This is a genomic window from Endozoicomonas atrinae (assembly GCF_001647025.1).
Classification (GTDB): domain Bacteria; phylum Pseudomonadota; class Gammaproteobacteria; order Pseudomonadales; family Endozoicomonadaceae; genus Endozoicomonas; species Endozoicomonas atrinae.
The window spans coordinates 1-24,591 of the sequence record NZ_LUKQ02000009.1 but is presented as its reverse complement, the minus strand read 5'-3'; the positions used below and the strand labels follow the sequence as shown (position 1 = coordinate 24,591).

Annotated in this window: 20 protein-coding genes and 1 pseudogene; 8 read left to right on the top strand and 13 right to left on the bottom strand. The window is 47.1% G+C overall.

Annotation, left to right across the window (positions count from 1 at the left end; all coding sequences use genetic code 11):
* Positions 1–21: 21 nt before the first annotated feature.
* Positions 22–1,611 (top strand): ABC-F family ATPase, encoded by a 1,590-nt coding sequence (locus AK963_RS02530; protein WP_066013867.1) that lies wholly within the window; start codon positions 22–24, stop codon positions 1,609–1,611.
* 52 nt (positions 1,612–1,663) lie between these two features.
* Here AK963_RS02530 and AK963_RS02525 read toward each other — a convergent pair whose 3' ends face one another.
* On the bottom strand, positions 1,664–2,323 hold the full coding sequence (locus AK963_RS02525) for a pseudouridine synthase (RefSeq protein WP_066013865.1): 660 nt from the start codon (positions 2,321–2,323) through the stop codon (positions 1,664–1,666).
* 105 nt (positions 2,324–2,428) lie between these two features.
* Between AK963_RS02525 and AK963_RS02520 the strand changes: the two genes are divergently transcribed.
* The 3 genes from AK963_RS02520 (at position 2,429) to AK963_RS02510 (ending at position 4,780) form a co-directional block, all read left to right on the top strand.
* Positions 2,429–2,713 (top strand): hypothetical protein, encoded by a 285-nt coding sequence (locus tag AK963_RS02520; RefSeq protein ID WP_066013863.1) that lies wholly within the window; start codon positions 2,429–2,431, stop codon positions 2,711–2,713.
* A 55-nt stretch (positions 2,714–2,768) separates the two neighbouring features.
* Positions 2,769–3,722 (top strand): DUF1186 domain-containing protein, encoded by a 954-nt coding sequence (locus AK963_RS31760; protein WP_066013862.1) that lies wholly within the window; start codon positions 2,769–2,771, stop codon positions 3,720–3,722.
* A 164-nt stretch (positions 3,723–3,886) separates the two neighbouring features.
* Positions 3,887–4,780, top strand: a complete 894-nt coding sequence (locus AK963_RS02510; RefSeq protein WP_066013861.1) for a LysR family transcriptional regulator — start codon at positions 3,887–3,889, stop codon at positions 4,778–4,780.
* 58 nt (positions 4,781–4,838) lie between these two features.
* On the opposite strand, the gene AK963_RS02505 is transcribed toward AK963_RS02510, so the two are convergent.
* The 4 genes from AK963_RS02505 to AK963_RS36535 are packed head-to-tail and all read right to left on the bottom strand — an operon-like array spanning position 4,839 to position 8,918.
* On the bottom strand, positions 4,839–5,846 hold the full coding sequence (locus AK963_RS02505; RefSeq protein WP_066013859.1) for a HupE/UreJ family protein: 1,008 nt from the start codon (positions 5,844–5,846) through the stop codon (positions 4,839–4,841).
* On the bottom strand, positions 5,843–6,826 hold the full coding sequence (locus AK963_RS02500; protein ID WP_083232407.1) for a peptidylprolyl isomerase: 984 nt from the start codon (positions 6,824–6,826) through the stop codon (positions 5,843–5,845). Before AK963_RS02500 ends, AK963_RS02505 begins: the two co-directional genes overlap by 4 nt.
* Positions 6,827–6,832: 6 nt before the next feature.
* Positions 6,833–8,026 (bottom strand): DUF3604 domain-containing protein, encoded by a 1,194-nt coding sequence (locus AK963_RS36540; protein ID WP_066013856.1) that lies wholly within the window; start codon positions 8,024–8,026, stop codon positions 6,833–6,835.
* Positions 7,995–8,918, bottom strand: a complete 924-nt coding sequence (locus AK963_RS36535; protein WP_202969707.1) for a DUF3604 domain-containing protein — start codon at positions 8,916–8,918, stop codon at positions 7,995–7,997. The genes AK963_RS36540 and AK963_RS36535 overlap by 32 nt, the downstream gene beginning before the upstream one ends.
* 315 nt (positions 8,919–9,233) lie before the next feature.
* Here AK963_RS36535 and AK963_RS02485 point away from each other — a divergent pair, with 315 nt between their 5' ends.
* Positions 9,234–10,898 carry a GMC family oxidoreductase gene (locus AK963_RS02485; RefSeq protein WP_066013852.1) on the top strand — a complete coding sequence of 555 codons (1,665 nt, stop codon included), beginning with the start codon at positions 9,234–9,236 and terminating at the stop codon, positions 10,896–10,898.
* Positions 10,899–10,921: 23 nt separating this feature from the next.
* Complete coding sequence (locus tag AK963_RS02480) at positions 10,922–11,734, top strand: enoyl-CoA hydratase-related protein (RefSeq protein ID WP_066013850.1); 813 nt, start codon at positions 10,922–10,924, stop codon at positions 11,732–11,734.
* A gap of 64 nt (positions 11,735–11,798) precedes the next feature.
* On the opposite strand, the gene AK963_RS02475 is transcribed toward AK963_RS02480, so the two are convergent.
* A complete protein-coding gene (locus tag AK963_RS02475) occupies positions 11,799–12,479 on the bottom strand; it encodes a nitroreductase (protein ID WP_066013849.1) in 681 nt (226 codons plus the stop codon).
* 169 nt (positions 12,480–12,648) lie between these two features.
* On the opposite strand from AK963_RS02475, the gene AK963_RS02470 reads away from it, so the two are divergent.
* Positions 12,649–14,133 (top strand): coniferyl aldehyde dehydrogenase, encoded by a 1,485-nt coding sequence (locus AK963_RS02470; protein ID WP_066013847.1) that lies wholly within the window; start codon positions 12,649–12,651, stop codon positions 14,131–14,133.
* A gap of 72 nt (positions 14,134–14,205) precedes the next feature.
* On the opposite strand, the gene AK963_RS02465 is transcribed toward AK963_RS02470, so the two are convergent.
* Positions 14,206–14,856 carry a Crp/Fnr family transcriptional regulator gene (locus tag AK963_RS02465; RefSeq protein WP_066013845.1) on the bottom strand — a complete coding sequence of 217 codons (651 nt, stop codon included), beginning with the start codon at positions 14,854–14,856 and terminating at the stop codon, positions 14,206–14,208.
* Between the two features lie 432 nt (positions 14,857–15,288).
* Between AK963_RS02465 and AK963_RS02460 the strand changes: the two genes are divergently transcribed.
* Positions 15,289–16,149, top strand: coding sequence for a sulfite exporter TauE/SafE family protein (locus tag AK963_RS02460; protein WP_066013843.1), 861 nt, complete (start codon positions 15,289–15,291; stop codon positions 16,147–16,149).
* A 152-nt stretch (positions 16,150–16,301) separates the two neighbouring features.
* Here AK963_RS02460 and AK963_RS02455 read toward each other — a convergent pair whose 3' ends face one another.
* From AK963_RS02455 to AK963_RS31755, 6 genes and pseudogenes are all read right to left on the bottom strand, one after another.
* Entirely contained in the window at positions 16,302–17,828 is a 1,527-nt protein-coding gene (locus AK963_RS02455) for a sulfatase-like hydrolase/transferase (protein WP_083232406.1), read from the bottom strand.
* Between the two features lie 139 nt (positions 17,829–17,967).
* A complete protein-coding gene (locus AK963_RS02450; protein ID WP_238593623.1) occupies positions 17,968–18,879 on the bottom strand; it encodes an ROK family protein in 912 nt (303 codons plus the stop codon).
* 99 nt (positions 18,880–18,978) lie between these two features.
* A complete protein-coding gene (locus tag AK963_RS02445; RefSeq protein WP_066013842.1) occupies positions 18,979–20,754 on the bottom strand; it encodes a sodium:solute symporter family transporter in 1,776 nt (591 codons plus the stop codon).
* A gap of 372 nt (positions 20,755–21,126) precedes the next feature.
* Positions 21,127–22,887, bottom strand: coding sequence for a sodium:solute symporter family transporter (locus AK963_RS02440; protein WP_066013841.1), 1,761 nt, complete (start codon positions 22,885–22,887; stop codon positions 21,127–21,129).
* Positions 22,888–22,955: 68 nt separating this feature from the next.
* Complete coding sequence (locus tag AK963_RS02435; protein ID WP_066013840.1) at positions 22,956–24,128, bottom strand: glycoside hydrolase family 88 protein; 1,173 nt, start codon at positions 24,126–24,128, stop codon at positions 22,956–22,958.
* A gap of 287 nt (positions 24,129–24,415) precedes the next feature.
* Positions 24,416–24,591: pseudogene (locus tag AK963_RS31755) on the bottom strand (IS256 family transposase); the annotation flags it as partial.

Here is a 24,591-nt window from a genome sequence, read left to right as displayed (position 1 = left end):
ATATAGAGCAGGACAATAAATTTGATTTCTACAGCCAATATCACCATGCAGTTCGGTGACAAGCCCCTGTTTGAGGACATTTCCGTCAAGTTTGGCGAAGGTAACCGTTACGGACTCATTGGTGCCAACGGTTGTGGTAAGTCAACTTTTATGAAAATCCTTGGCGGTGAGCTTGAAGCTACCTCAGGAACTGTCAGCAAAGACCCTCATGAACGTATGGCTAAACTGAGTCAGGATCAGTTTGCCTATGAAAACTATACGGTCATCGATACTGTTATTATGGGGCATAAAGAGCTCTGGAAAGTAAAAGCAGAGCGTGATGCGATATATGCCAAAGCTGAAATGACGGAAGAAGAAGGTATGCGGGTAGCAGACCTTGAAGTTCAGTTTGGTGAGATGGATGGTTACTCCGCAGAAGCCCGTGCTGGCGAATTGCTGCTGGGTCTGGATATCCCTATTGAGCAGCACTACGGGCTGATGAGTGCTGTAGCTCCAGGTTGGAAACTGCGCGTGCTGCTGGCTCAGGTACTGTTTGCAGACCCGGAAATCATGCTGCTGGACGAGCCGACCAACAACCTGGATATCAACGCTATCCGCTGGCTGGAAGATATCCTGAAGCAGCGTGACTGCACCATGATCATTATCTCTCACGACCGTCACTTCCTGAACAGTGTCTGCACTCATATGGCGGACCTGGATTACGGTAAGCTGCAGGTGATGCCGGGTAATTATGATGAATACATGACGGCAGCGACTCAGGCCCGTGAGCGTCTTCAGGCAGATAATGCCCGTAAAAAAGCCCAGATCGCCGAGCTTCAGTCGTTTGTCAGCCGCTTCTCTGCTAATGCTTCCAAAGCCAGACAGGCGACTTCCAGGGCGAAGCAGATTGATAAGATTCAGCTGGCAGAGATTAAACCTTCCAGTCGTCAGAACCCATTCATCCGCTTTGAGCAGGAAAAGAAACTGTTCCGTAATGCACTGGTTGTGGAAAAGCTGAGCCAGGGCTATGAAGATGACCTGTTCAGCAAAGTGAATATGATGGTTGAGGTCGGTGAACGTATTGCCATTATCGGTCAGAACGGTATTGGTAAAACCACTCTGCTGCATACGCTGGCTGGTAAGATGGCTCCGCGTACCGGAACCCTTCAATGGTCAGAAAATGCCAATATTGGTTATTACGCCCAGAATCACAGCTCTGACTTTGATATGGATATGAACCTGTTCGACTGGATGAGCCAGTGGATGAATCCGGGTGATGATGAGCAGGTTATTCGCGGCGTATTAGGACGGATGCTGTTCTCTCAGAGTGATCTGAAAAAATCCGTTCGGGTTATTTCCGGTGGTGAGCAGGGTCGTATGCTGTTTGGTAAGTTGATTCAGCAGCGCCCCAATATCCTGTTGATGGATGAGCCAACGAACCATATGGATATGGAATCCATTGAGTCTTTGAACCTGGCGCTGGAAAACTACAAAGGCACCCTGATTTTTGTATCCCATGACCGTCAGTTTGTATCATCTCTGGCCACCCGGATCATCGAAATCAAGGATACCGGTATTGTGGACTTCCACGGTACTTATGACGATTACCTGCGCAGTCAGGGTATTGAGTAAATAGCAAACCTTATTGATACCAGCAGTGAAACTGTTGGTATCAATTGATAAATCAGAAAGGCGTTTCTGACTGAAAAGTCATCAGCTCTCCAGCTATCGGATGAGTAAAGCTCAGTCTTGTTGCATGCAGGTTCAGGCGTTGGCTGGCCTGTTGTGCATCAGGGTGGGCATAGAACTCACAGCCTAGAATTGGGTGCCCCAGTTCAGCCAGGTGAACTCTTAACTGATGAGAGCGACCGGTAACTGGCTTGAGCAGTACCCGATCAAATGCCGACCTCTGATTGTCAATCACTTGAAAGAGCGTCAGTGATGGTTTACCAAGCTCATGGTCAACCATCTGTTTCGGGCGGTTTGGCCAGTCACAGCGCAGTGGCAGTTCTACTTTTCCTTCTGTCTCCGCAAGCTTTCCCCATACTTCGGCAATATACTCCTTGGCAACCGTACGATCCTGAAATTGTCGGCTTAATGCACGATGGCTGTCTGCATCAAGCCCAAAGACCATCAGTCCGGAGGTGGACATGTCCAGCCGATGAACAACGCGAGTTTCCGGGTTGATTTTCTGCAGCCGTGACAACGCGCTATCTTCATGATTGGGTGGTTTTCCGGGAACACTGAGCAGGCCTGCCGGTTTATTCACAACGACGATGCACTCATCGCGATAGAGTTCGGTTAATGGCTCGTTACAGCAGGGGACAATAAAAGTATCATTCATTCGCAGATTATCGGGATAAAACCAGGGTAAGTCATCTGGGAATAATGCGGATCGAAATTTGCCTGTTCTGATGCCATTCTCACCTTTTCATTTGAAGAAGCAGTCATGAAACCTTCAACACCGGATGCGATGGCTTCTCTGATCAATGATATTCGAGGGGCAATTCCCTTTGGCCTTTCTGAGGCTGAGTTGTGCTCAGGTACCTGTAAAGGGTGCTCCAAAAAACTGCTGGAGTTTCTGGATCAGGAACTGTCAGACTGGAGCATGCGCCTGAATGCGGGTGATAAACCAAACCTTGGAGATATCCACAGGCTGGCTAAAACGGCCCGAAAGATATACACAGCCCTTGAAAAGAATAATCTGATACAAGCCTCAAGAGCTGTATCTTAACGTCGTGAAGGTCTATCCTAGCGCCCAATTTGTTTATATGTTGGATTAACTGGTTATGCCCCTTTCTACCGAGGATATCTCCAGGCTGAAAAAAAGCCTTTCCCTGGTATCCAGTGAACTGCCTCTGTCGGCATTAAGAGAAGCTGCCCAGCATCAGGACGAGATCACACCGGTGCTCTTGGAGGCTCTTGCAGCGGTGAAAATCCGTGGCAAGCGCAGCAGTTCATCATCAAAAAGCCGTCTGGCACTTCATGCGCTTTATCTGTTGACGCAGTTTCGTGAACCAGCAGCCTGGCCTATTGTCATTGACCTGTTCAGCACCATGAGCTCTGAAGACAATATTGCCATTGGCGATGATTTTGATGAGGTGGTCTGTGACCGGCTAAGCCAGATCTTTGCGACACTCTGTCCGGGTGATATTCGCCCCCTGCAATCCATCATTGAAAACACCAGTATTGATGAATATGTCCGGGATGCGGCTCTGGGATCTCTGGTTGTCCGTTATCAACAGGGAGACCTTGAGCTTCAGGAGTTGACGACTTATCTGCATCAGCTCTATGAGTATGGTCTTGAACAGGAAAAGAATCAGGTCTGGAATGCCTGGGTTCAGGCTTGTTATAACACTCAGCCTGAGAGTTTTATGGAAGCCCTGAAAGACCTCTATGAAAAAGAGTGGGCGGATACCTATTACATCACGTTGGACGAGCTTAAACTGCGCTGTGGTGTGGCTCCGGAAGTGATTAACAAGTCAGTAATGAAGCAGGAAGGTGAGTTCTACTGCTACCTGAATGATGCGGTGGCTGCATTGAGACAGCTGACCTGTTATTCCGGAGAGGGCAACGAGCTGTTAACCAATCTGGAGAACATGGTGATCAACCAGACGGCTCCAAAGCAGGGTGAGCATTCTCAACCAACACCTGCGTTTACTTCCTCACCAGCCGGTGTCGGCAGAAATGATCCCTGTCCCTGTGGCAGTGGTAAAAAATTCAAGAAGTGTTGCCTGCATTAATAGCCATAGAAGCAGCCTCGTTTCCATAGCGAGCATGGGAGCGAGAGTATTATTAATACTCTCGCTAATTCCAGATATTTGTCATCACCCTGTCAATTAATTGGAGGCATAAATAAACTGCGATAAGATGTCGTGGCCATCATCCATAGATAACACCATAAAAAATGCAACTGGCCAAAATCGACCTGAATCTGTTTATCGTTTTTGAAGTTATTTATCGAGAAGGGAATCTGACTCGAGCGGCCAGAATTCTCAATATCACCCAGCCTGCTGTCAGCAATGCGCTTTCCCGGCTTCGAAATTCTCTGGATGATCCACTGTTTGAACGTCATGGCGACCGGATGAAACCCACGGCATTTGCCGAAAACCTGATTGGACCAGTTCGTGAGTCGCTGTGGCTGTTAAATAATGGGTTGATGAGTAAGAGTCACTTTGACCCCAGGGAAACCAGGAAAGTGATTCGCATCAGTATGAGTGATCTGTCGTCGGCACTGCTGCTGCCAGCATTATTACCGGTGCTTCGTGAACAGGCTCCGGGTATTGTGCTGGAAACCCGGCACATTCCTCAGGATGAGGTGGCGGAAAATCTGACCTCTTTTTACCTGGATTTCAGTATCCAGTCGCCCCAGGTTATGGATCAGCGCCTGCAAAACCAGCTGCTGCTCAGCAATGATTACGTTTGTATGGTGCGGAAAGACCATCCAGTGCTCCACCAAAAAATGACACTGGATATGTATTTAACATTGAACCACATTCATACCTCTTCAAGACCAAAAGGCCCTGGCCATATTGATCTGGCTCTGAACCGAATTGGTAAGAAGCGAAAAATTGCTGCCCGCCTGCAGAACTATCTGGCGGCACCTGAGCTGGTCAAAGTCACCGATCTTGCCCTGACCGTTCCACGGAAGCTGGCGGTCAATTTCGATCTGGCAACCTTGGAGTTGCCTTTCAACGTGCCAGAAAAAGCACTGCATCTATATTGGTCTACTGCGAAAGAAGAAGATCCGGCTAACCAATGGCTGCGGCAGCTGATTATCGATACAGCTGCTACGGTTTAATGTGTTCTTTATGGGAGCATCATTCTCATTCCCGCAAAGGGCAGGAATGAGTTCGTGGTTAACCGGCAAGTAGCGGTTCAATTCTGGTTCGTTGCCAGAACCATAAAGCAGCCACTGCACCAATGGTATAGGCTGGAAGCAGTTTGGCCAGTTTCTGCGACCATTGGGACCAGTCAGATTTAACCATCAGCAAACCTTTCCACAACACCATGAAGGCGGCAATCACCAGCAACTGCCCAACCTCGATGCCAATATTGAAAGCGGCCAGAGCCAGGGGGATATCATTTTGTGGCAGACCAAACTCACTCAATACACCGGCAAATCCCATGCCGTGTAGCAGGCCAAACCCTCCGGACATTAACCAAGGGTGCCGTCTGAAGAGGCTGCTTTTATCATTGCGAATCACTTCGGCAGCTGCCACCACAATGCTCAGGGCAATAATGGATTCAACCAGCATCACAGGGAAGTTGACATAACCCAGGGCGGTTAACGAAAGGGTGACGGAGTGCCCCAGGGTAAACAGGGTAATGGTCCAGAACAATTGTCTTCCCCAGCCCACCAACAGTGTCAGCATGATGACAAAGAAAACATGGTCCAACCCGGAGAGCAGGTGATCAAAGCCGGAAACCACGTAGGTCCACATAACCTCCAGGGCACCGGGTGCAGGCTCAATGGTGACCGATGGGCTATCACTGCTGAGCATTCGGTGATATCTATTGCCATCCAGTGTTTTCATGCGGAACAGAACGCCAGATGGGCTACCATCGAGACCTTCCACCCGATACTCACTGCCTATACGCTCAATGGAGGAGCAGTCAGTCGTCCATTGAACGACATTTCCGGTTCCCTCTTTGCGGCCACTCAGCTGGCCATCGCTGATGCAGCCTTCGGGGAGAATGGGCGCAGGGCTGATACCGGGCATGGGCTTTAACGAGGTTTTCCAGATCACCAGGTAGTGTCCGGGGCTTTGCTCATTCATGACCCAGAGTCCAGGCGCCATCGGGTGTGCACTGGCCTTTCCCACAAGCATCAGTAGCAGTGATATAAGTAGTACTCCATGCTTCATAGGGTTTGGCTCCTGCTGAAATCCGGGAAGGTGATGGTTGAGGCATCAAGGCTGACATCAGCGATCTCAATAATGTAGTTTCTCTTCATCGCTTCTATTTCCTGATCCAACATCGACAGTCGTCTATCCCGGAGAATGAGGGAGCGAATATTCTCAGCTACTTCAGCCAAAGGGCGGTACAGTCCCTGTTGTTTCTCTTCGATCATGACCAGGTGATAGCCATAGCTGGAGGCAACAGGGCCATGCCACTGACCTGACTCAAGCGTCATCACCTGGCGAGCGAACTCCTGGCCCAGCTTTTTCGCTAATTGCTGTTCATTGAGCAACGGCAACTGATGACCATGGAAGAATGGGTCACCAGACTGAATGGCTTCATTTGTGCTGGCTGGCATACTGGATAGCAGACCATTTGCCCTGTTCAGGCCTTGCTGTCCGAAGCCGCCGAAAAAGACATGGCTGACTTTCACTGTGGCAGGCTGCCGGTATTGCTCTTTATGGTTCTGGTAATAAGCTTCAAGCGCTATTTGATCCGGCTCTTCAACCGGGCTTTCAGCCGCTATCACTTCCTGCATGGCGGAGATCAGGTATCGACGAATCAACGGATCGGTTTGATCGAGCCCCAGTTTCAATGCCTCCCTTTCACGGTCACTGGCATCGCCATCGGTCAGTTTCAGAAATCCACCCAGTTGCTGCAGCCGGGTTTTGACGACAGGCAACTGATCGAACCGTCGGTTCATGGCCTCCTGAAACAGGATCTCATGTTCAATACTGACCGCAATCAGTCGTTCTGTTTGCTGGCTGTCGGGGACCCTGCCGGTCTGTAACTGCCACTGAACCTGAAGATCTTTTATCTGCTGCTCACTGATCGCAATCATCGGGGCTGGCTCAGGCTCGGCAGTGACCCAGAGAAGGGTCAGGCCAAGCCAGAGGCAGTGCATTAATGGTGACAACAGCAGACGCCTGCCGATACGTCTTATCATGGTGAATTACCTTTCAGTAGAAGCTGTTTTGATGGGTTCCTTACCTTCCGGGGTGTACCAGACTGGTGACGTCCAGGCACGTTCCTGAATCGTGGGTGAGTAAAACGGCTCTGTCTCCGGGTCGATACAGCAACGACCGAAAATATCCCCCATGCCATCCATGTTTTCAGTCTGTTCAGCCGCCTGGGCTTCACACTGCGGTGAGAAAGGGTCAACACCATAGGACTTGCACTGGAGGGTGCTCCAACGGCAACTGGGGTTTTCTACAACGCGGGCGTAATAAAAGGCGGGTTGTTCAGGATCAAATTCCGGATCCTGCCATACGCCACACAGGCTGGTATATCCCTGGCCTTCGGGCGCACAGGTGTTCTTATTGACCGTGGCTCCATTATTCGGGTCGCCGGCAATATCGATTACTTTCTCGTGAGTTTTGCCGTTTTCATCTACCCAGCCTTTGATGACCTGAAGTCGTTGCAGGTCAGTACCGGGATGACCATAAATACCCGGATCCTTCAATGCAGTAATCAGTATGGTGGGTGCTTCACTGCCAGGCCTTGGCTTCATATCGCTGCCCATGGGAACACCGCGGTTATACCCCTGTTGCACAAGGTCAAAGGAACCGCACATTTCCGGAGTGAAATCCCAGCCGGCAAAAAAACGGACAATAGGGCGAGTGCCACTGGTGGCATAAGTTTCACGGTTTCTCAGGGCATTAAAGATACTATCTCGGGAGTTTTCTTCAGCCCAGACCACCGCATGACCACCAGGGTTATCAAAAAAGTGGTCCTGTACATTTCGATAACCGGCATCCCGTTTGCCCAGGTGACCTGTATAGTTGTCCTCTTCCGCTCCCCCTGGTGTGGCACTGTGGGTATCGGTGGAAGCGATGAAGCCCATCTTGAATGGGTTTACCCCCGTTTCCTGGCCAAGCTTCAAGCCATCTTTCAGGGCATTTCTTACCATGTTGCGTGGCGCATACTCTTCCACCGGAACGGGTTTGGCCGTCTCTGTCATTACTTTGCCGTACACCGTTCCGAGCATACTCAGGTTGTCAGCCACGGCCTGTTCAAAATCACAGAGTTCGTCCTGGGTCTGGACACCCCGGCCTGCCAGTCGATCATAACGACACTCAGAGGCCGCTTTGTGCTGAACCAGCTCAACCAGAGGCTCAAAAATAGATTCGATTATCCCGCTCTTCATCGTTGAGTGGGTCACGGAACATCAGGCCACCGGAAAGGTTAGGGTTATGGGGGATGGAGATAACATCACAGCCATTGCCTTTATCTGTGCACTCTTTTCGGAGCTCTTTCCAGAGTTCGGGGTAGTTATAACTGCCGGTTTCGTAGGTTGAGATGGTTTTTTCGGCCACTTTGTCATTTCGAAAGATGACGTTCCGGTGCATATTTTTGTATTGAGGAGCATCGGTGTATTCATAACCGACCATAGTCGTAAAATTGCAGGCTTCGGTGCGGTCATAATGATCTTCAGCAGCCTGCTGGATATTGCTCCAGTATTTAGCCTGTCCTTCATCACAGTCAGACAGTGTGCAGGCAAAGGACTTGTCCCTGTTCTCCCGGGTGCTGCTGACCCCAAGATCCTGCCAGTAACTTGCTGCCAGCAGCTGTATGGGAAAGGTGTTGCTTCGGGTCATCATGCAATAGGGAAACCAGTAGCCCGGTTCAGTGGGGTCATCGGTACAGACATTGATCTGTCCCAGGAACTCGGCATGGTCCGTGACTGCTGTGAAGTCCAGGGGGCGCTGGATCTGGGCAATGACTTTCTGGTCGCCGCTTTCATCCGGCAGGGTGATTGCTTCCCCTTTGGCATAACGATAGGCGTCCCAGGGTGTATTTCTCTGGCTGGAAACAAATGAGTCAAAACTGTAACTGGTATGCACATGAAGATCGCCAAATAATGGCTGTTTCATTGGCTCATAACTTGCGCACCGGATCCGTTCTTCAGTAACGGTAAAAGGCAGTTCTTCAGGAATGTTATTATTGACGGAAGTCTGAGAGGACTCTGTCGCTTCTGCCAGAACAGATCCGCTGAGCAGTAATGCACTGGCGATTGTCGTCGAAAGAAAAGTCTTCACTGCACGCATTCCATCCCATGATTATTTTTTATTGTTTTACCGACAGCGTCATAGAGTATGGCTGCCGCTTCTGATTTAAAAATTTATTGTCTTAATAGGCTGTCATTCACACTTCTTATGCAATTGCTTTTTAGTCCATACGGATGATGTTGGTGTTTTTCCAAGAGCAACATACTCAAATAAGAAAATACCCCTGACTAAAAAATAATTCCGCTTTGAATCATGGAATTACCATTTCTTTTGTAAGTTTCAAATTAATGGCACGACTTATTGGTGGGTTAATAACGAAATGCCACCATCGGGAGTTATTCGTAAATGAATAAAAACGACGAAGGTAATGTATACGACTATATTATTATTGGTGGTGGCTCTGCGGGTTGTGTTCTTGCAAATCGACTCAGTACGGATTCGGATAACCGGGTTTTACTCCTGGAAGCAGGAACCAAAAAAGAAGACTTGATGACTGATATGCCGGCAGGTTGGGGGAAAATTACCGATAATCCCCGTTACAGCTGGCTGTACAACTCTGAGCCGGATAAGGAGACCAACAACCGCTCCCACCTGTTACCCCGTGGTCGTATGCTGGGGGGCTCTTCCAATATTAATGGCATGCTGTATTTAAGAGGCCAGAGCCATGACTATGATCTCTGGGAGAAGCAGGGTGCAACCGGCTGGTCCTGGAGTCAGGTGTTGCCGTACTTTCTTCGCTCCCAGGATCAGCTGCACAAAGGCGTTTCGCCGATCCATAGCCGTGGTGGTGAGCTGACCGTTACTGATCTGCCAGATTCACACCCACTGAGTGAAGACGTTATCAGAGCCTTTGCCCAGACAGGTTATTCACGAACCAGTGATTTTAATGATGGGATGCAGGAAGGTTGTGGATACTTTCAGGTTACCATGCGTGAAGGGTCCCGTTTATCCACAAACAAGGCCTTTCTTGAGCCGGTAAAAGAACGGAAGAACCTTGATATTATTTCCGGAGCAATTGTTGATCGGGTCGATATCCAGGAAGGTAAGGCGCATTCGGTCACATATTTCATTAATAAAAAACAGCATCAAGTATTTATTCGCAGAGAAGCCGTTCTTTGTGCGGGTGCCATGGACTCTCCCCGTATTTTGTTGCGTTCGGGTATTGGTCCACGTCAGCACCTTGAAGAAATGAATATCCCGGTGATCAGCGATAGCCCAATGGTCGGGGCTAATCTTCAGGATCATTTTATCGTTCCCATGATGTGGATACTCAACAAGGGCGTTGCCAGCTTAAATGAGCGCCTGCATCCACCACGCATCGTAAAAGAAGTATTGCATTACCTGTTCAGTAAAAAAGGCGCAATGACATTACCTGGCTCTGAAGTAGGGGCATTTCTAAAGTCTTCACCCGATGTCGAACGGCCCGATATTCAGTTTCACTGCTTGCCCGTGACCGGCCACCCGGGTGGTAAAACGGCCCATAAACAGGCAGGGCTGACTCTGGCTCCGTATTTTATGCATCCCGAGTCGAGGGGAAGGGTTTACCTGCAGGATAAAGATCCACATTCAGCGCCACAGTTTGATCTGAACTATCTGTCTACTGATCGAGATGTAGAGGTAACCCTGGCCGGTATGCATATTGCCAGAGCGGTTGTGTCGCAGCCAGCTCTATCCTCACTGGTGGCCAGTGAGCGCCTGCCGGGCAGTGATCAGGCTACAGAAACCCAGATGCTGGATTATGCCCGGTGGGCTGGAACCACTGCTCATCATCCGGTTGGTACCTGTCGTATGGGGAGTGGCTCAGACTCAGTGGTTGATCCAGAACTGCACGTGCGTGGAGTGACAGGTCTGAGGGTTGCAGATGCTTCTGTGATGCCAAGCCTGACATCCGGTAATACCAATGCTCCCACCATTATGATTGCGGAAAAAGCCGCAGATATGATTCTTAAGTCCAGGAAGTCTTCGGAGAGTGACACTATTTCCGTACAGGCTCCTGGGCAATTCGCCTGATTAACAGGGATGATATAAAAGATATGTCAGAGTCCAATAAGAACAATAAAAAAGTCCTTACCCATGTCAATGGACGAGTGTTGTATATCACGATCAACCGTCCCGAACGGATGAATGCCATTGATACTGAAACGAACCGGCTGATGGCGGAAGCCATGGATCGCTATGCGGCGGATGACTCGCTCTGGCTTGCGGTGATCCGGGGTAGTGGCAACAGAGCATTTTCTGCCGGTGGTGATATTCAGGCCATGAATAACGCGGCAGACGGGGGGGAACCCTATAAAGTACCTGAAACCGGGTACGGTGGATTGACTAGCCGTTTTGATCTGGATAAACCGGTGCTGGCGGTAGTGAATGGTCTCGCCATGGGTGGTGGTTTTGAAATTGCCCTGGCTGCAGACCTGGTCATTGCAGTAGAACATGCGACTTTCGGTCTGCCAGAGCCCATGGTGGGCATTGTTGCCTATGCTGGTGGCATGCATCGTCTGCCTCGCCAGATTGGAATGAAGCGAGCCATGCAGTTACTGCTGGCCTGTGAAACCATTGATGCAAGTACCGCGTTGGACTGGGGGCTGGTTAATGAAGTGGTGCCGGCAGAGGGGCTGGATGATGCGGTAGAGCGCTGGATTCATCGTTTGCTGAAGCCCGCACCACTGGCAATGCAGGCCACGAAACAATGTGTTCGTGAAGGGCTGGATATGGATATGGCTGAGGCTATTAAAGGCCAGGATCAAAATCGGTACCCTGCATTAGAGAGCATGCGAACCAGTCGCGATATTCTTGAAGGCATTAAGGCTTTTGCCCAGAAACGTCAGCCTGAATGGGTTGGTGAGTAAATTGACTCTTCCTGAGCGTTAAACTGGTTTGGATCCCCGCAAGCGGGGATTTTTTAATGGACGTTCAGAATCCGTGAAATGAAGCAAACTCGTTGAGGGTGGCACGGGGTTGGCTGATATTATTCACCGCCTCGTCATTATTTTTATAACCCAGGCACATTCCAGCCATTACTTTCCTATCATCACCTAATCCTAAATACTCCTTTACTGGCTGCGGGAATATACTCCAGCTGACTTGAGGGCAGGTATCCAGACCTCGCTCACTGGCCAGAAGCATAATACTCTGCATAAAGATTCCAATGTCCATCGCCTGTGGCATGCCCATCTGCTGGTGGGCAGTGATGATGATGCCTACTGGAGCTCCGAAGAACTCAAAGTTTCTCAAGGTCTGCATCATGCGCTGCATTTTGTCTTCCCGGGGAATGTTCAACGCTTCGTACATGACTTCACCGCAGTCTTTACGCCGGTTGTTATATGGATCCACCATGTTTTCAGGATAGGTTGGGAATTCCGGCTCCGTTTTTCCTCTGCTACTCTGTACCGCGATTTGAACTTTCTGGGTAAGCTCTCTGAGTGCATTTCCCGTCAACACATCCACTTTCCATGGTTGTACATTACCACCAGAAGGGGACAGCGCTGCCAATTCGAGAATTTCCTGAACAACTGACAGTTCAACTGGCTGCCTGTTGAATGCCCGGATTGATTTTCTTGTCTGTAATGCTTCGGTAACCGTTGGACTGTTCATTATTCTTTTTCTTTCGTCTAAATAGAGGCGTTTGATTCTCCAATTTACCAGATAAACGACAAAGAATGACTTCTCATTCAATGTGTGAATGGCTCCTTATTCATAAAATAAATTTCGATAATAGTTAGCAAGAGGGTAATCTTTGGCAAAAAATAAAAAGGTAAATAAGATGTTAGCCTCTGCTGAAGTTGTGCCCATAGAGTCAAAATCGCCCCAGTCGGTTTACCCTGTGCCGACTGAAAAGCTGACGGCGTTATTAAATAAGCAGCGTCTTGCTCACTCAGCGATACCTTATCCCGATTATGAAACACGAATTAAACGGCTGGATCGCTGCATTGACCTGCTGGTTACCCACCAGGATGAGATTTGTGAGGCAGTAAATAGAGACTTTGGCTGCCGCTCTGCTCATGTCACCCGCATGTCCGATCTGTTCGTTTCACTGCAGTCTCTGAAATTTACCAAAAAGAGACTCAAGCAGTGGATGAAGGTTGAACGGCGTTCAGCGCCCTTTCCCATGAATTTGATCGGTGCCCGCAGTGAGATTCACTACCAGCCAAAAGGCGTCATTGGCATCATGACGCCGTGGAATGTACCGGTGAATCCCATTTTTTCCCAGCTGGCCGATGTTCTGGCGGCTGGTAACCGGGCAATGATAAAGCCTTCAGAATTCACTCCGCACACCTCTGAATTGCTGGAAAAGCTGATCTCAGAATTTTTTTTTGATGAAGAAGTGGTTGTTATTAATGGTGATGCTGAAACCGGAGCCGCTTTCAGTCAGCTCCCATTCGACCATTTGATTTTTACCGGCAGCACGGCAGTGGGTGCAAAAGTCATGGCATCAGCAGCGGCCAATCTGACACCAGTAACGCTGGAGCTGGGTGGCAAGTCTCCGGTGATCATTGCTGATGACTATGACTTGGATGATGCTGCGGACAAGTTAATGGCAGCCAAGGCGATGAATGCGGGGCAAATCTGCATCAGCCCGGATTTCTGTTTTGTTCCTGAAGAATCCCTGGATGTGTTTGTGGATAAGTGCCGCCAGGTGATCAGCAAACTCTACCCGACAGTTCAGGATAATCCAGACTTTGTCTCTGTCATTAATGAGCGGCATTTTGACCGCATCAACAGGTATCTTGATGATGCGAAGGACAAAGGTGCGAAGGTTATCTCTCTGGATCCAACTCAGTCAGAGTGGGCACACACGTCGGGACAGAAAATTCCTCTGCATCTGGTGATCAATCCTTCAGAAGACATGCTGGTTATGCAGGAGGAGCTGTTTGGCCCCATTCTCTGTCTTCGGAGCTACCAGGCATTTGATGACTGTATCGCTGATATTAATAACCGCCCAAACCCTCTTGCGCTCTATCTGTTCAGTAATAGCAAGGCAGTACAGCGTAAACTGATAAACAACACCATGGCGGGCGCCATGACGATCAATGACATTGCCGTACATTACGCCTGTGATGATCTTCCTTTTGGCGGCGTTGGCAAGAGTGGCATGGGGCAGATTCATGGCTGGGAAGGATTCAAGACATTCAGTCATGCCAAATCCGTATTCAAACAGGGCTTTCTTAACCTTCCCAAAGTGAGTGGTATGCTACCCCCCTATAATGACAAGTTTGATAAGTTGTCGAGAGGGCTAGTGAAAAAATAGAAATAGTGTGTTTATCTACTGGTTAGCTTTCTATGGTTGAGCCTATCGTAAGATAGGCAAAGCAATGTTTTGTTAGTTGCTTTCTTTGGATTCCAGCAGCTTTTTCTCATCAATAATTTTCCAGTGCCGGCTTTCCTTCTTCAATGCGCCTGATTTTTTCAATTGATTACAGATTCTGATCACTGTCTCAGTTTCTCCCCCGCAAAATTCACCAACCTCCCTGTAGGTCCACGAATAGTGACCATGAAAATTGTTCAGGTATATAAGAGAGTCAATAACCCGGTCTTTCATTTTTACAGAAGAGGATCGGAATATTCGGAGCTCAGCATCCTTTAGCTCTGCACACAGGAATGATGCGAAAAAGCGAAAAACATCCGGTACTTTTTCCTGAATGGCTTCGATGCTGTTAAACGGAAAAAATAAAACGCGACAGGGCTTAAGTACAATAGCTGAGCCATAGTAATGGTCCTGTCCAAGAAGAGAGCGGTAACCAAAGAAACTTTGTTCGGAGTACACTCGTAACAGGCGCTGCTTTCCGTTCCATGATAGCTTGTTAAGCCCAACCAGACCGGATTTTATGTAGTAAAATCCTGATGGCTTCTCTCCCTCTCTGTAAATAAACTGCCCTTGGCTATATTCTTTTTCATGCCCATATTTCTGAATAAGTTGCAGCAGTGTATGTATCTCTTTTTTTTCCGTGATTATGTTGCATGCACTATTCATAAACTAAACAACCAATATCGTACAGTAAATGATCAAATATTTCCCAGCCTTTCATGGCTTAAAGAATATTGGTTCACTATTTTTCATGCCAAAGATAATTCAATGCTGTTGTTAATGACTATCCGAAGATAACGCACTACTCAGTACAACTAATAACCAAACCAGGGATATGTAGAGTACAGCCTGATATTTTTGCTGAGACTTTCTTTATTCAGGAATTGACATTGTTTAGCCGCAGGGAAATGACCATTACAGCAATAAATAATTGATCCTGTACTTTAAGCACTGGTTTCCTGCTTTGATCATAATTTCATCAATAGTTTCTTGAGATTATCTTTATGATTATGGTCATAAAGATTTTTATACATCCAATGTAGTTTATTCCTGCCATGGCCAAATAATTTTCTAAATATATCATCTCTGGAATAAACAATGGACGGCCTCCTTAACTGGATTCCTCTGGAAAATATTTTAACACTCAGTGTGACTGAGCTGAGCTTTACGCTATTGATTGGCTGCCTGATTGGTCTTGCATTGGGAATGACCGGTGTTGGTGGTGGAGTATTAATGATTCCCCTATTACGGGGTGTGTTTGGTATGAATCCGGTGCTGGCCGTTGGTACAGCCAGTCTTTGTGCCTTTCTAATGAAAATCAATGCTGCTGCCATACATATTCGTATGGGAAATATCAGCTGGAAGGAAAGTGGGCTAATGCTAGCTGGTGCAACACCCGCAACATTCTTAACTACAGATTGGATTGTTGGTTTATCACAGAACCCGGAAACTTCGATTTTCATTAATGGGGCTGTGGATTTTATGGTCTTTGCAGCCATTATCCTCTCACTCGTCAGTATGGTGTATAAGGATTTCAAGTCCAGAAAAAATAACAACAGTAAAGAGTGCGAAGAGGCATCTGTTCAATTACGAAATAACGCCATCTGGCGACCCCTGCTTGCTGGTATGGGGTCTGGTGTTGTCATAGGTGCTACAGGAGTTGGCGGTGGTGTGCTGCTATTGCCTATTCTGACGGTTTTACTACAGGTAAATATAAAGCAGGCGGTTGGCTCCTCTATTGTAATCGCTCTGTTGCTTTCGGGTCTGTCTGCACTGAACTACAGTGAAGGAGGGCAGGCGGATATGACGACGGCCGTGCTTCTTATTGCTGGCTCCATGATCGGTGTTCCCATCGCAGGGCGACTTGTTAAGGTGCTGTCTGATTCCATGTTGCATCGCATTACCCTGGGCTTGATTACTGTCAGTGCATTGATGATGTTGTCCAGCTCGTTATCCTGATCATGAGAATAGCCTGTCTGGTTTTTCCCCAGACGGGCTGCTTTCTCTTAAATATCCAGAAACTGTTCTTCATTCAGGTAGAAACCGATTCGGATACTTGCTACTGGAGAAATCCTTTTTGAAGAAAATCATAAGTGAATGAGTGCTTTTGTTTAAGTGGTGTGATTTCTAAAGCCTTCCTGATGTTTTCTATAGGACTCTTGAAAGGAAAATTTCTCATTGAAGTAATGATCGTCTGTTGTTTCCAGATAATGATGAAACTCTTTCCTTATCCACTTGAGCGTTTCAGCATATTCTGGTTTTCTGGCCAGATTCGTTAGTTCGCCTGGGTCATTCGCCATATCATAAAGTTCTTCGCCGCCATCATTCAGGTAGTGGGTATATTTATAATCTTCAGTTCTGAACATCCTTGATGGTACAAAATTATTATTTAACTGGGTGTACCACTGAGACACCATATACTCATGGATCGGTTTATTGCTGGACAGTAGTGGCAGCATGCTTTTGCCAAAGATGACCTCTCTTTCCGTTCTGGGTTTTGGAATTTCAATGTCAGCATAGTGACAGAGCGTTGGCAGTAGATCACAAAGTCCCGTCAGGCTATTGATACGCTTGCCTGCAGGAATGCCTTTTCCCATCAGCACGAATGGAACCCTTGCTGCTTCATCATAAAAGTTACTCGATTTGGCAACGAGCTTATGACTGCCCATGCCATCGCCGTGGTCAGACATAAACACAACCAGAGTATTATCCCTCGCATCAGAGTGCTCAATTGCCAACAGAACCTGACCGACCAGGTCATCAGCCATGTTCGTGTAATGATAATAGGCATTCAGGTATTGCCGGTAGTTTCTATCGTCCCATTCTGATACCTGCTCCTGGCGAACTTGCAGACAACAGGCATATCGTATGGCTTCCGGACGGTTCTGAATATCATCGTTTTTATAGTTGGCGCGCAGTGGCGGCAGAGGGCCTGCCATCCCTTCAATATCACCGTGTTTACCCTGAAACTCACCAATCCAGTTATTAATGTTGTGTGGGTTATTAAACTCTACGGCAAGCAGGAACGGCTTATCGTGTTCTTTCGTCAGAAACTCTCTGGCCTTTTGAATGGTGACCCGATCCTCCTCTGACTGGAAATGCTCCGGGTAAGCAGGAGATGGATTTGACGCTATGCGCAGGTTATCTCTCTCAACAGTAAATCCTCTTAAAGAACCCGCATCATGGGTCTTACCAACATGATAAGTGTCATAGCCCACTTCACTGAAGATTGAACCGATGGTGATGGTGCGGTTATGCATCATGGTGCTCAGGTTTGAGGTTATTTTGGTCTGGTGCGGTAGCTGACCGGTCCAAAAACTGGCTCTTGCCGGTGTACACAATGGATAAGGTGTGTAGGTCTTATCAAAAGAAGTGCCGTTTGCAAATATATGATCAATACCCGGTGTATTCACATATTCATTGCCGTTTGCGCCAATTGCGTCACAGGCTAGCTGGTCGCAGGTTATGATCACGATGTTGGGTTTATCAAACGCCTTCTTATTGTCCTTCATTTCCGATGTTTTCAAACGGTTTTCAGTATTCAATACTGAGGCACTGCTACAGCCAACAGTCATTGCTGCTCCAGCAAGAGCGGTCGCATGCAAGAATGTTCTTCGGGTTATTTGACCTTCTTTCATTTTATGTCCTGTTCACCTGAGCAAGTATCAGGCTGATGATATGGTGCAGCTGTTAACAACATAAATCCTGAATTGAACCTTTCGTCATGCTGGATTCACTGAGTTGGAAGGCTGTTTTATGAACGTGCAGAAGAGGCGTTTAATAATGCGGCGCCTCTGACTCCTCCTGAATCACCAAACGCAGCTTTTCGAATAGAGGGGGGGGGCTGCCATTTAATGCGTGCTTATCAAGCAATGCTGGCAAGCGGTCGTAAATCGCATTGAAATTAGAGAGCCCACCGCCAAAAATAATCACTTCAGGATCGAGTATGGAAACGAAACCAGAGATACAGGTTGCCAGCAGCTCAAGATATCTATTGGTATGTAATATTGCTTCCGGTTCTCCCTGATAATATCGGGTGGTAATTTCCTCTGCGCTGATATAGTGATTTTGGCAAGTGTTATGGTTTTGATTGTACAAGTCTGCGTAACCACGGCCCGAAAGGTAATGATCCAGACATCCAACCCTTCCACACCGGCAGGAAACTAATGGAAAGTCATTACCAAGCAATTCTTGAGCATCCCAAGGAAGCCTTGTATGTCCGACCTCAAGGCCTGCTCCATTATGGCCCGCATAAAGTCGTCCATTGATAACTAAGCCGGCACCAAAGCCTGTACCAAGGATCAGGGCCAGAACTGAACTTGCCCCTATAAGGTTTTTTTCACAGGCCTCAGACAGGGCAAAGCAATTGGCATCATTGGCAATTTTAATGGGGCGGCCAAGTAGCTTTTCGAGATCAGCCTGAAGATAGCTGCCATCAATACAGGGAATATTATTGCATCGGGTCATGCCATCAGGAGTCTGCTGTCCCGGTAACCCTATGCCCACAGTACCTGTGATATTGCTTTTTACATCATAAGTATGAATAAATTCCGTTAGCACCTGTATAAACTGGGTGTAATCATCTCGTGGGGTTGGAGCCCTTTGGGTATAAAGAGCCTCCAGTTTGTCATTGAAAACGGCAAACTCAATTTTGGTTCCACCAATGTCGAAACCATACATATTTCCCATACTCATTCCTGATTAAGCAGAGGAGTCTTTACTTTGCAGGCCCACTAACGTTGTTAACAGGCCTGTTATGGTAACCCTACCAATGTAGGTTTCTGGTTATTAATTTCTGGCTACTGAAAAATCAGGCTGGACTGATTTTTTCATTCTGGCCATCATCAAGTAACCCACCGCAAGAACTACCAGTCCTCCCGAAAGGTAAGTCAGCCTGCCCCAGGCTTCATTAGGAATGATGCTCATCAATGCAATCAGGCCACCTGACAGAATCATCAGTTTTCCGATGATATTTTTCTGTTTTTTATCAAGATCCCCCTGTTGTTCTGAGTTATTAACAACAGGTGTTGCCAGGTTATGGAAAAACTCCCCAACTTCTTTCTGACGTTCACTGGAAAGAGGCTTATAGAAGAGGGTGGTTGATACAAAGAATCCGCCAGTAATGACGAGATGTCCCAGAACACCCGCAATTACTTTAATGTCTGCCCATTCACGAGCAGTTAATGTACCCAGACTGAACCACTGCTCAATATCAGCAGGTGTTAATACGAAACCAACAATGTAAGAAACAACGGCTCCAACGGCTAACGTTGCCCATGCTGACCAGTCCGGAGTGTTCTTGATAAACATACCCAGTAATGGAGCAATAGCGGTTGGGAATGCAATCAGGGAAGCAACGGTCATGGTGATATTAAAGAGATCCATATGCTTCAATGAGTGCATGAACAAAGCTACGGCAATAATAATCAGGCCGCAGACCGTAGAGGCTATTTTTGAAACCGTCAGCAGTTCCTTTTCGGTGGCATCTGGTCGCAGGATTGGCAGGTAAAAGCTTCTGACAAAAATACCCGCACTTTTGTTCAACCCGGTATCCATGGATGACATGGTGGAAGCAAAAATTGCAGCAACCATTAATCCAAGCATACCTGCAGGCATATACTCTTTAACAAAATAGATATAAGCGTAATCTATTGCCTTATTTCCATACTCGGGATAAACGCCATACAGATCAACCCCCTGACCGGCAATAAACCAGCTGGGTGTGAACCAGATGAAAATGCCCGCAAACATAAGTCCAAAGGCCAGTAATGCTGCATTTTTTGCACTGATTGAATCTTTTGCAGAAAGATAGCGATGGGCATTGGTCATGTTATTCAACATGATGGACTGGTTGAAAAAGATACATACAACCCAGATGCTGAAAATGCCCAGGTAATTCAGATTGTTGCCAGAAATAAACGATCCGTTGTCATCTACCGGGAAGTTAGCAACAATTTCGCTCACCCCGCCACCTTGCACGACCGCTACGGCTGAGCAGATTACGCACACCACCATAATGATCACCATCTGCAGGTAATCAGAAGCAATAACTGCCCAGGAACCACCCGTTACCGACATGACCAGTACGACTAGGCCTGTCAGAATAATTGTGGTCTCCATATCAATATCAAAAACAACGGCAATAACTATTGCCAGACCGTTCAGCCAGATTCCCCCGGAAAGCAACTGGTTCGGTAATCCTCCCCAGGTAAATACCTGTTCACTCGCTCTGCCAAATCGCATCCGAACGCCTTCCATTACGGTTACAATCCTGAGCTGTCTGAATTTAGCGGCAAAGTACATGTAAGCTAAAAGGTAACCAACAGCATTTCCGGTAAACATCAATGCAATCGGAAAACCATCAAGATAGGCTTTACCTGCAGCTCCGGTGAACGTCCATGCACTGAACTGCGTCATGAATGCAGTTGCGCCTACCATCCACCACAGGGCACCTCCTCCAGCCCTGAAATAGTCACTGGTATTGGTATTGAATGTTCTGAATATCCATCCTATTGCTATTAACAGGATGAAATAGGCAAGAATAATTGCGGTATTAATGTCCATTCACTTTTCCTTATTAAACATCAATGATCATATGCACAGTTAATAAAATTTCATCGCTATATTTTTTGGGTGGGCCATATGTTTTGATGGCATATTTAAATTCACAGGGTTGGTTTCAGATTCAACTCAATATTGCCAGTCGGTAATTAAGTCAGCAGAATGCAGTACCTGCTAATAAGGTAATGAATCTGATTTTTGCCTGTTTTTTTGGGTAAAATTTAACGGTAAGTGGCCGGTAACGTTGCTAAAAAATAATCAGAAATGATATTTTCAGTCGGTTGTAATGGTTTTCTGATGTTCATTCAGGGTTATTGGAATAAATCCAATAACCCTGAATAGATTTAATTTATTATCCTGTTTTATGAGCGGCTTTTAGGCTGTTTCCAATATCGGTGTTGAAACAGTGGTAGGAAGCCTGCTGGATTTGAACAGCAGGTAGCCAACGAGAAGCATAAAGCCACCTGTAATCAGGAAGGCCGTCATGGTGACACCTGGTAGAAGCCCCATAGCCAAGACTCCGCCGCCAAAAATCATTGACATGATACCCAGGTATTTACGTTGCATATTATCTTCTGGGGAAGAGCCTTCTGGTGCAACCACAGGGGTGGAAACGTTGGTGAAGAATGTTTCAAGCTCCTGCTTTCTTACTCCTACAGGTTCTTTATAAAAGAGGCCTGTAGCAAAGAAGAATCCAACGGTCAGAATCCCGTGGGCCAGCTGTGGAATAACCACTCCAAGGTCTGCCATTTCCCGGCTGCTGTAGGTGATGCCCAGCACATCCGAGAACCACTGGGCATTGATAAAGCTACTGCTGACAATACTGACCACAACACCAAAGATCAGGGTTGCCCAGGCTGCCCAGTCGGGTGTCTTTCTGACAAAAATACCAAACAATTGTGGAACAAACATTGGCATGTGTACCAGGGCCATAGAAGTGACCATTAATTGGAACAGACTGATGCCTTTGAGTTGATTGAAGAAGAGAGCCAATAAAATAATGCCGATACCAAAGACAATCGTCACAATTCGGCTGACTGCCAGCTGCTCTGTTTCATTGGAATCCGGACGCATGATTGGGACATAGAAATTCTTGACGATCGTGGCGCTGCAGCCATTGATCTGTGAGTCCAGTGACGACATTGTTGCAGCAAACATGGCAGCAAGTACCAGGCCAACCATACCAGCGGGCAGCAGATTTTGAACGACCGCAAGGTAAGAGGCGTCATTGGCATCAGATAGAGTGGGGTAAAGTTCAGGCAGGTTGGTGAATGTGGTGGCGGCAAAAATCGGAGGGAAGAACCACACAACAGCCCCAAACAGGAATAAGACTGCAGCTAGCATGGCCGCTTTTCTGGCATGAATGGAGTCTTTTGCAGAGAGAAAGCGAATAGACTGACTCAGGCTGTTTACCCCAATCACACGCTGCAGAAAGATGGCACCAACCCAGAGCAGGAAAATTTCTGTGTAGGTTATTCCATCGCCCATAATGAAGCTTTCGGCCGGGAAGTTACGGGCTACTTCGAGAAAACCACCAGATTCGTTGTAGGCGTAAATAAAGGTCACAATACTGACAGCGATGATCAACAGAGCCTGCAGAAAGTCACTGGCAATAACTGCCCAGGATCCACCAAGAAACGTCATGAAAATAATGACGGCCCCGGTACCGATGATGGTCATATTCTGATCAACACCGATCACTGCAGACATGAAAACCGATACAGCAATCAGTGCCAGAGCACCGGTATTTAACGCGGAAACAATTTTGAACCAGGTGAATACCTGTTCAGAGGTTTTACCAAAGCGCTGACGGATCGCCTGTACAGGAGTAATCACTCTCAACTGACGGAATCGATGAGCAACCACCAATGCACAGATCAAATAGGCTGCCGCATTGAACAGCATGATAAATACAACGGTTAATCCATCGACATAGGCTTTACCTGCCGCGCCAGAAAAAGTCCAGGCGCTGAAGGTGCTCATAAAGGCACTGGAGCCACACATCCACCAGAGCATTTTACCGCCTCCACGGAAATACTCACTGGTGTCTGTTATTTGCTTGCGAAATGCAAATGTCACTCCAATCATCAAAATGAAATAGAATGCAATTGCGCCTATGTCGTATGAAGTAATCATAATTGCTTCCCGCGTTGAGGCGTTCTTATCCGGTCTTTATTTTTTAAGGATTTGAGTAGTTAACTGGCTTACCAGAAGAAATGGTGATAGCCGCAGGCACGCATCAGCGCTTCCATATAGTAATAGTCACCGTAGGGCAGCATATTTCTCGAGCGTCCTTTATGGACAAATGCTGCTCCTTCATCGAGCAGTCCCCAGGCGTTCGGGTTTTCGCTGAGATCGCATTGTTCGATCAGTCCACCCAGCAGGTATCGTCCCCATTTTCTGAAGCGTTCCGCTTCATCCGCACAATCACAATGTTCGGCAATAAGAAAAAGACCCGAAGCCGTGCAGGAACCTGCGGAGCTGTCCCGGTAGGGTGTTTCATGCTCAGGTAGTAAGTAATCCCAGACTGGAACGGGGTCTTTCTCCAGTTGACTGGCTACGACACTTGCCAGATTTTTGGCAATTGCTAAATGGCGAGCTTCTTTAGAGTACTCATAAATCTGGGCATAACCGTGAAGAGCCCAGGCCATTCCCCTTGACCAGCAGGACTCATCGGCATAGCCCTGAAAGTTTTCACCACCAACAGGTTCCTGAGTAAACGGGTCGAAGTTGAATGTGTGATAAACGGTATAATCTTCTCTAACGACTGTTTTCGATAAAGTATCTGCGTGAGCAATTGCACATTCTTTATAGACAGGGTTACCGGTTTGTTCGGATGCCCAGAAAAGAAGGGCCATATTTTGCAGAGAATCAATAATTACCCTGCCAGTCACATTGCCCGGAGTAACAATCATATCTTCATTCCAGGCAACAAAGTATTTACCTATCCGTCTGTAACGGCCAAGCAGGCTGTCGGCTGCAGTAAGAGCCATTGTTCGAGCTTCACTGCTTCCGGTTAATTTGTAATCAGCAACACAACTCAGGGAAAAAACAAAACCAAGGTCATGGTTGTGCTCCATTCTTAATGCCAGAGTGTTTTTCATGTAATTATTTTGAAGGCGAGCAGCATTTTTGAAGACCTGCTCGGAAGACACTTTATGAGCAAGCCATAATTGACCTGCCCAAAACCCTGATACCCAGTTCCATTCCTTGCAATACTGCCATTTCAAATCCTGAGTTCCAATCATAGGCTGCCGATCGCCAATGCGAGGAATATTACGCTTTAATGCTGAAATGACTTTTGGAAGATGTGATTCAAAAATACTCTGATCATATTCCTTGGGGCAAGGAGGCAGAGGATTTACATTGGGGGTCATGTCATATGCCTGTGAAAACGGTCAGGAGAGTTTAATTATTATATTGGTGTTGGTTGCCTTCCTTGATCTGAATCATCATTCGATCGTAATTAAACTTTTTTGATCAATGCAATGGTTTAATTGTGATCAATTCAGATCTTTTATATTAAATTTGATCACACTTGATGTGCGAAATTTATTCATAAAAGATAATTTGAATAATAATCAGTCAATTTGGTTTGTTTTTCTCGAATTAAAGAAACTTCCAGGAGCCTGTAAATAATTCTGTGTAAACGCCACCAAAACTATTACTCCTTGAACCGGTCAGGAAACATAATTTCAAACCGGTTCATGGCTGCTTTCCAGTTCCTGATCGGCATGGTCCATTTCTCGGAAGCTTTTTCCATGGCCAGATAGATTACCTTCATGACTGACTCATCAGTCCGAAAAATCTTCCGGTTCTTGATCGCCTTACGAATGACGC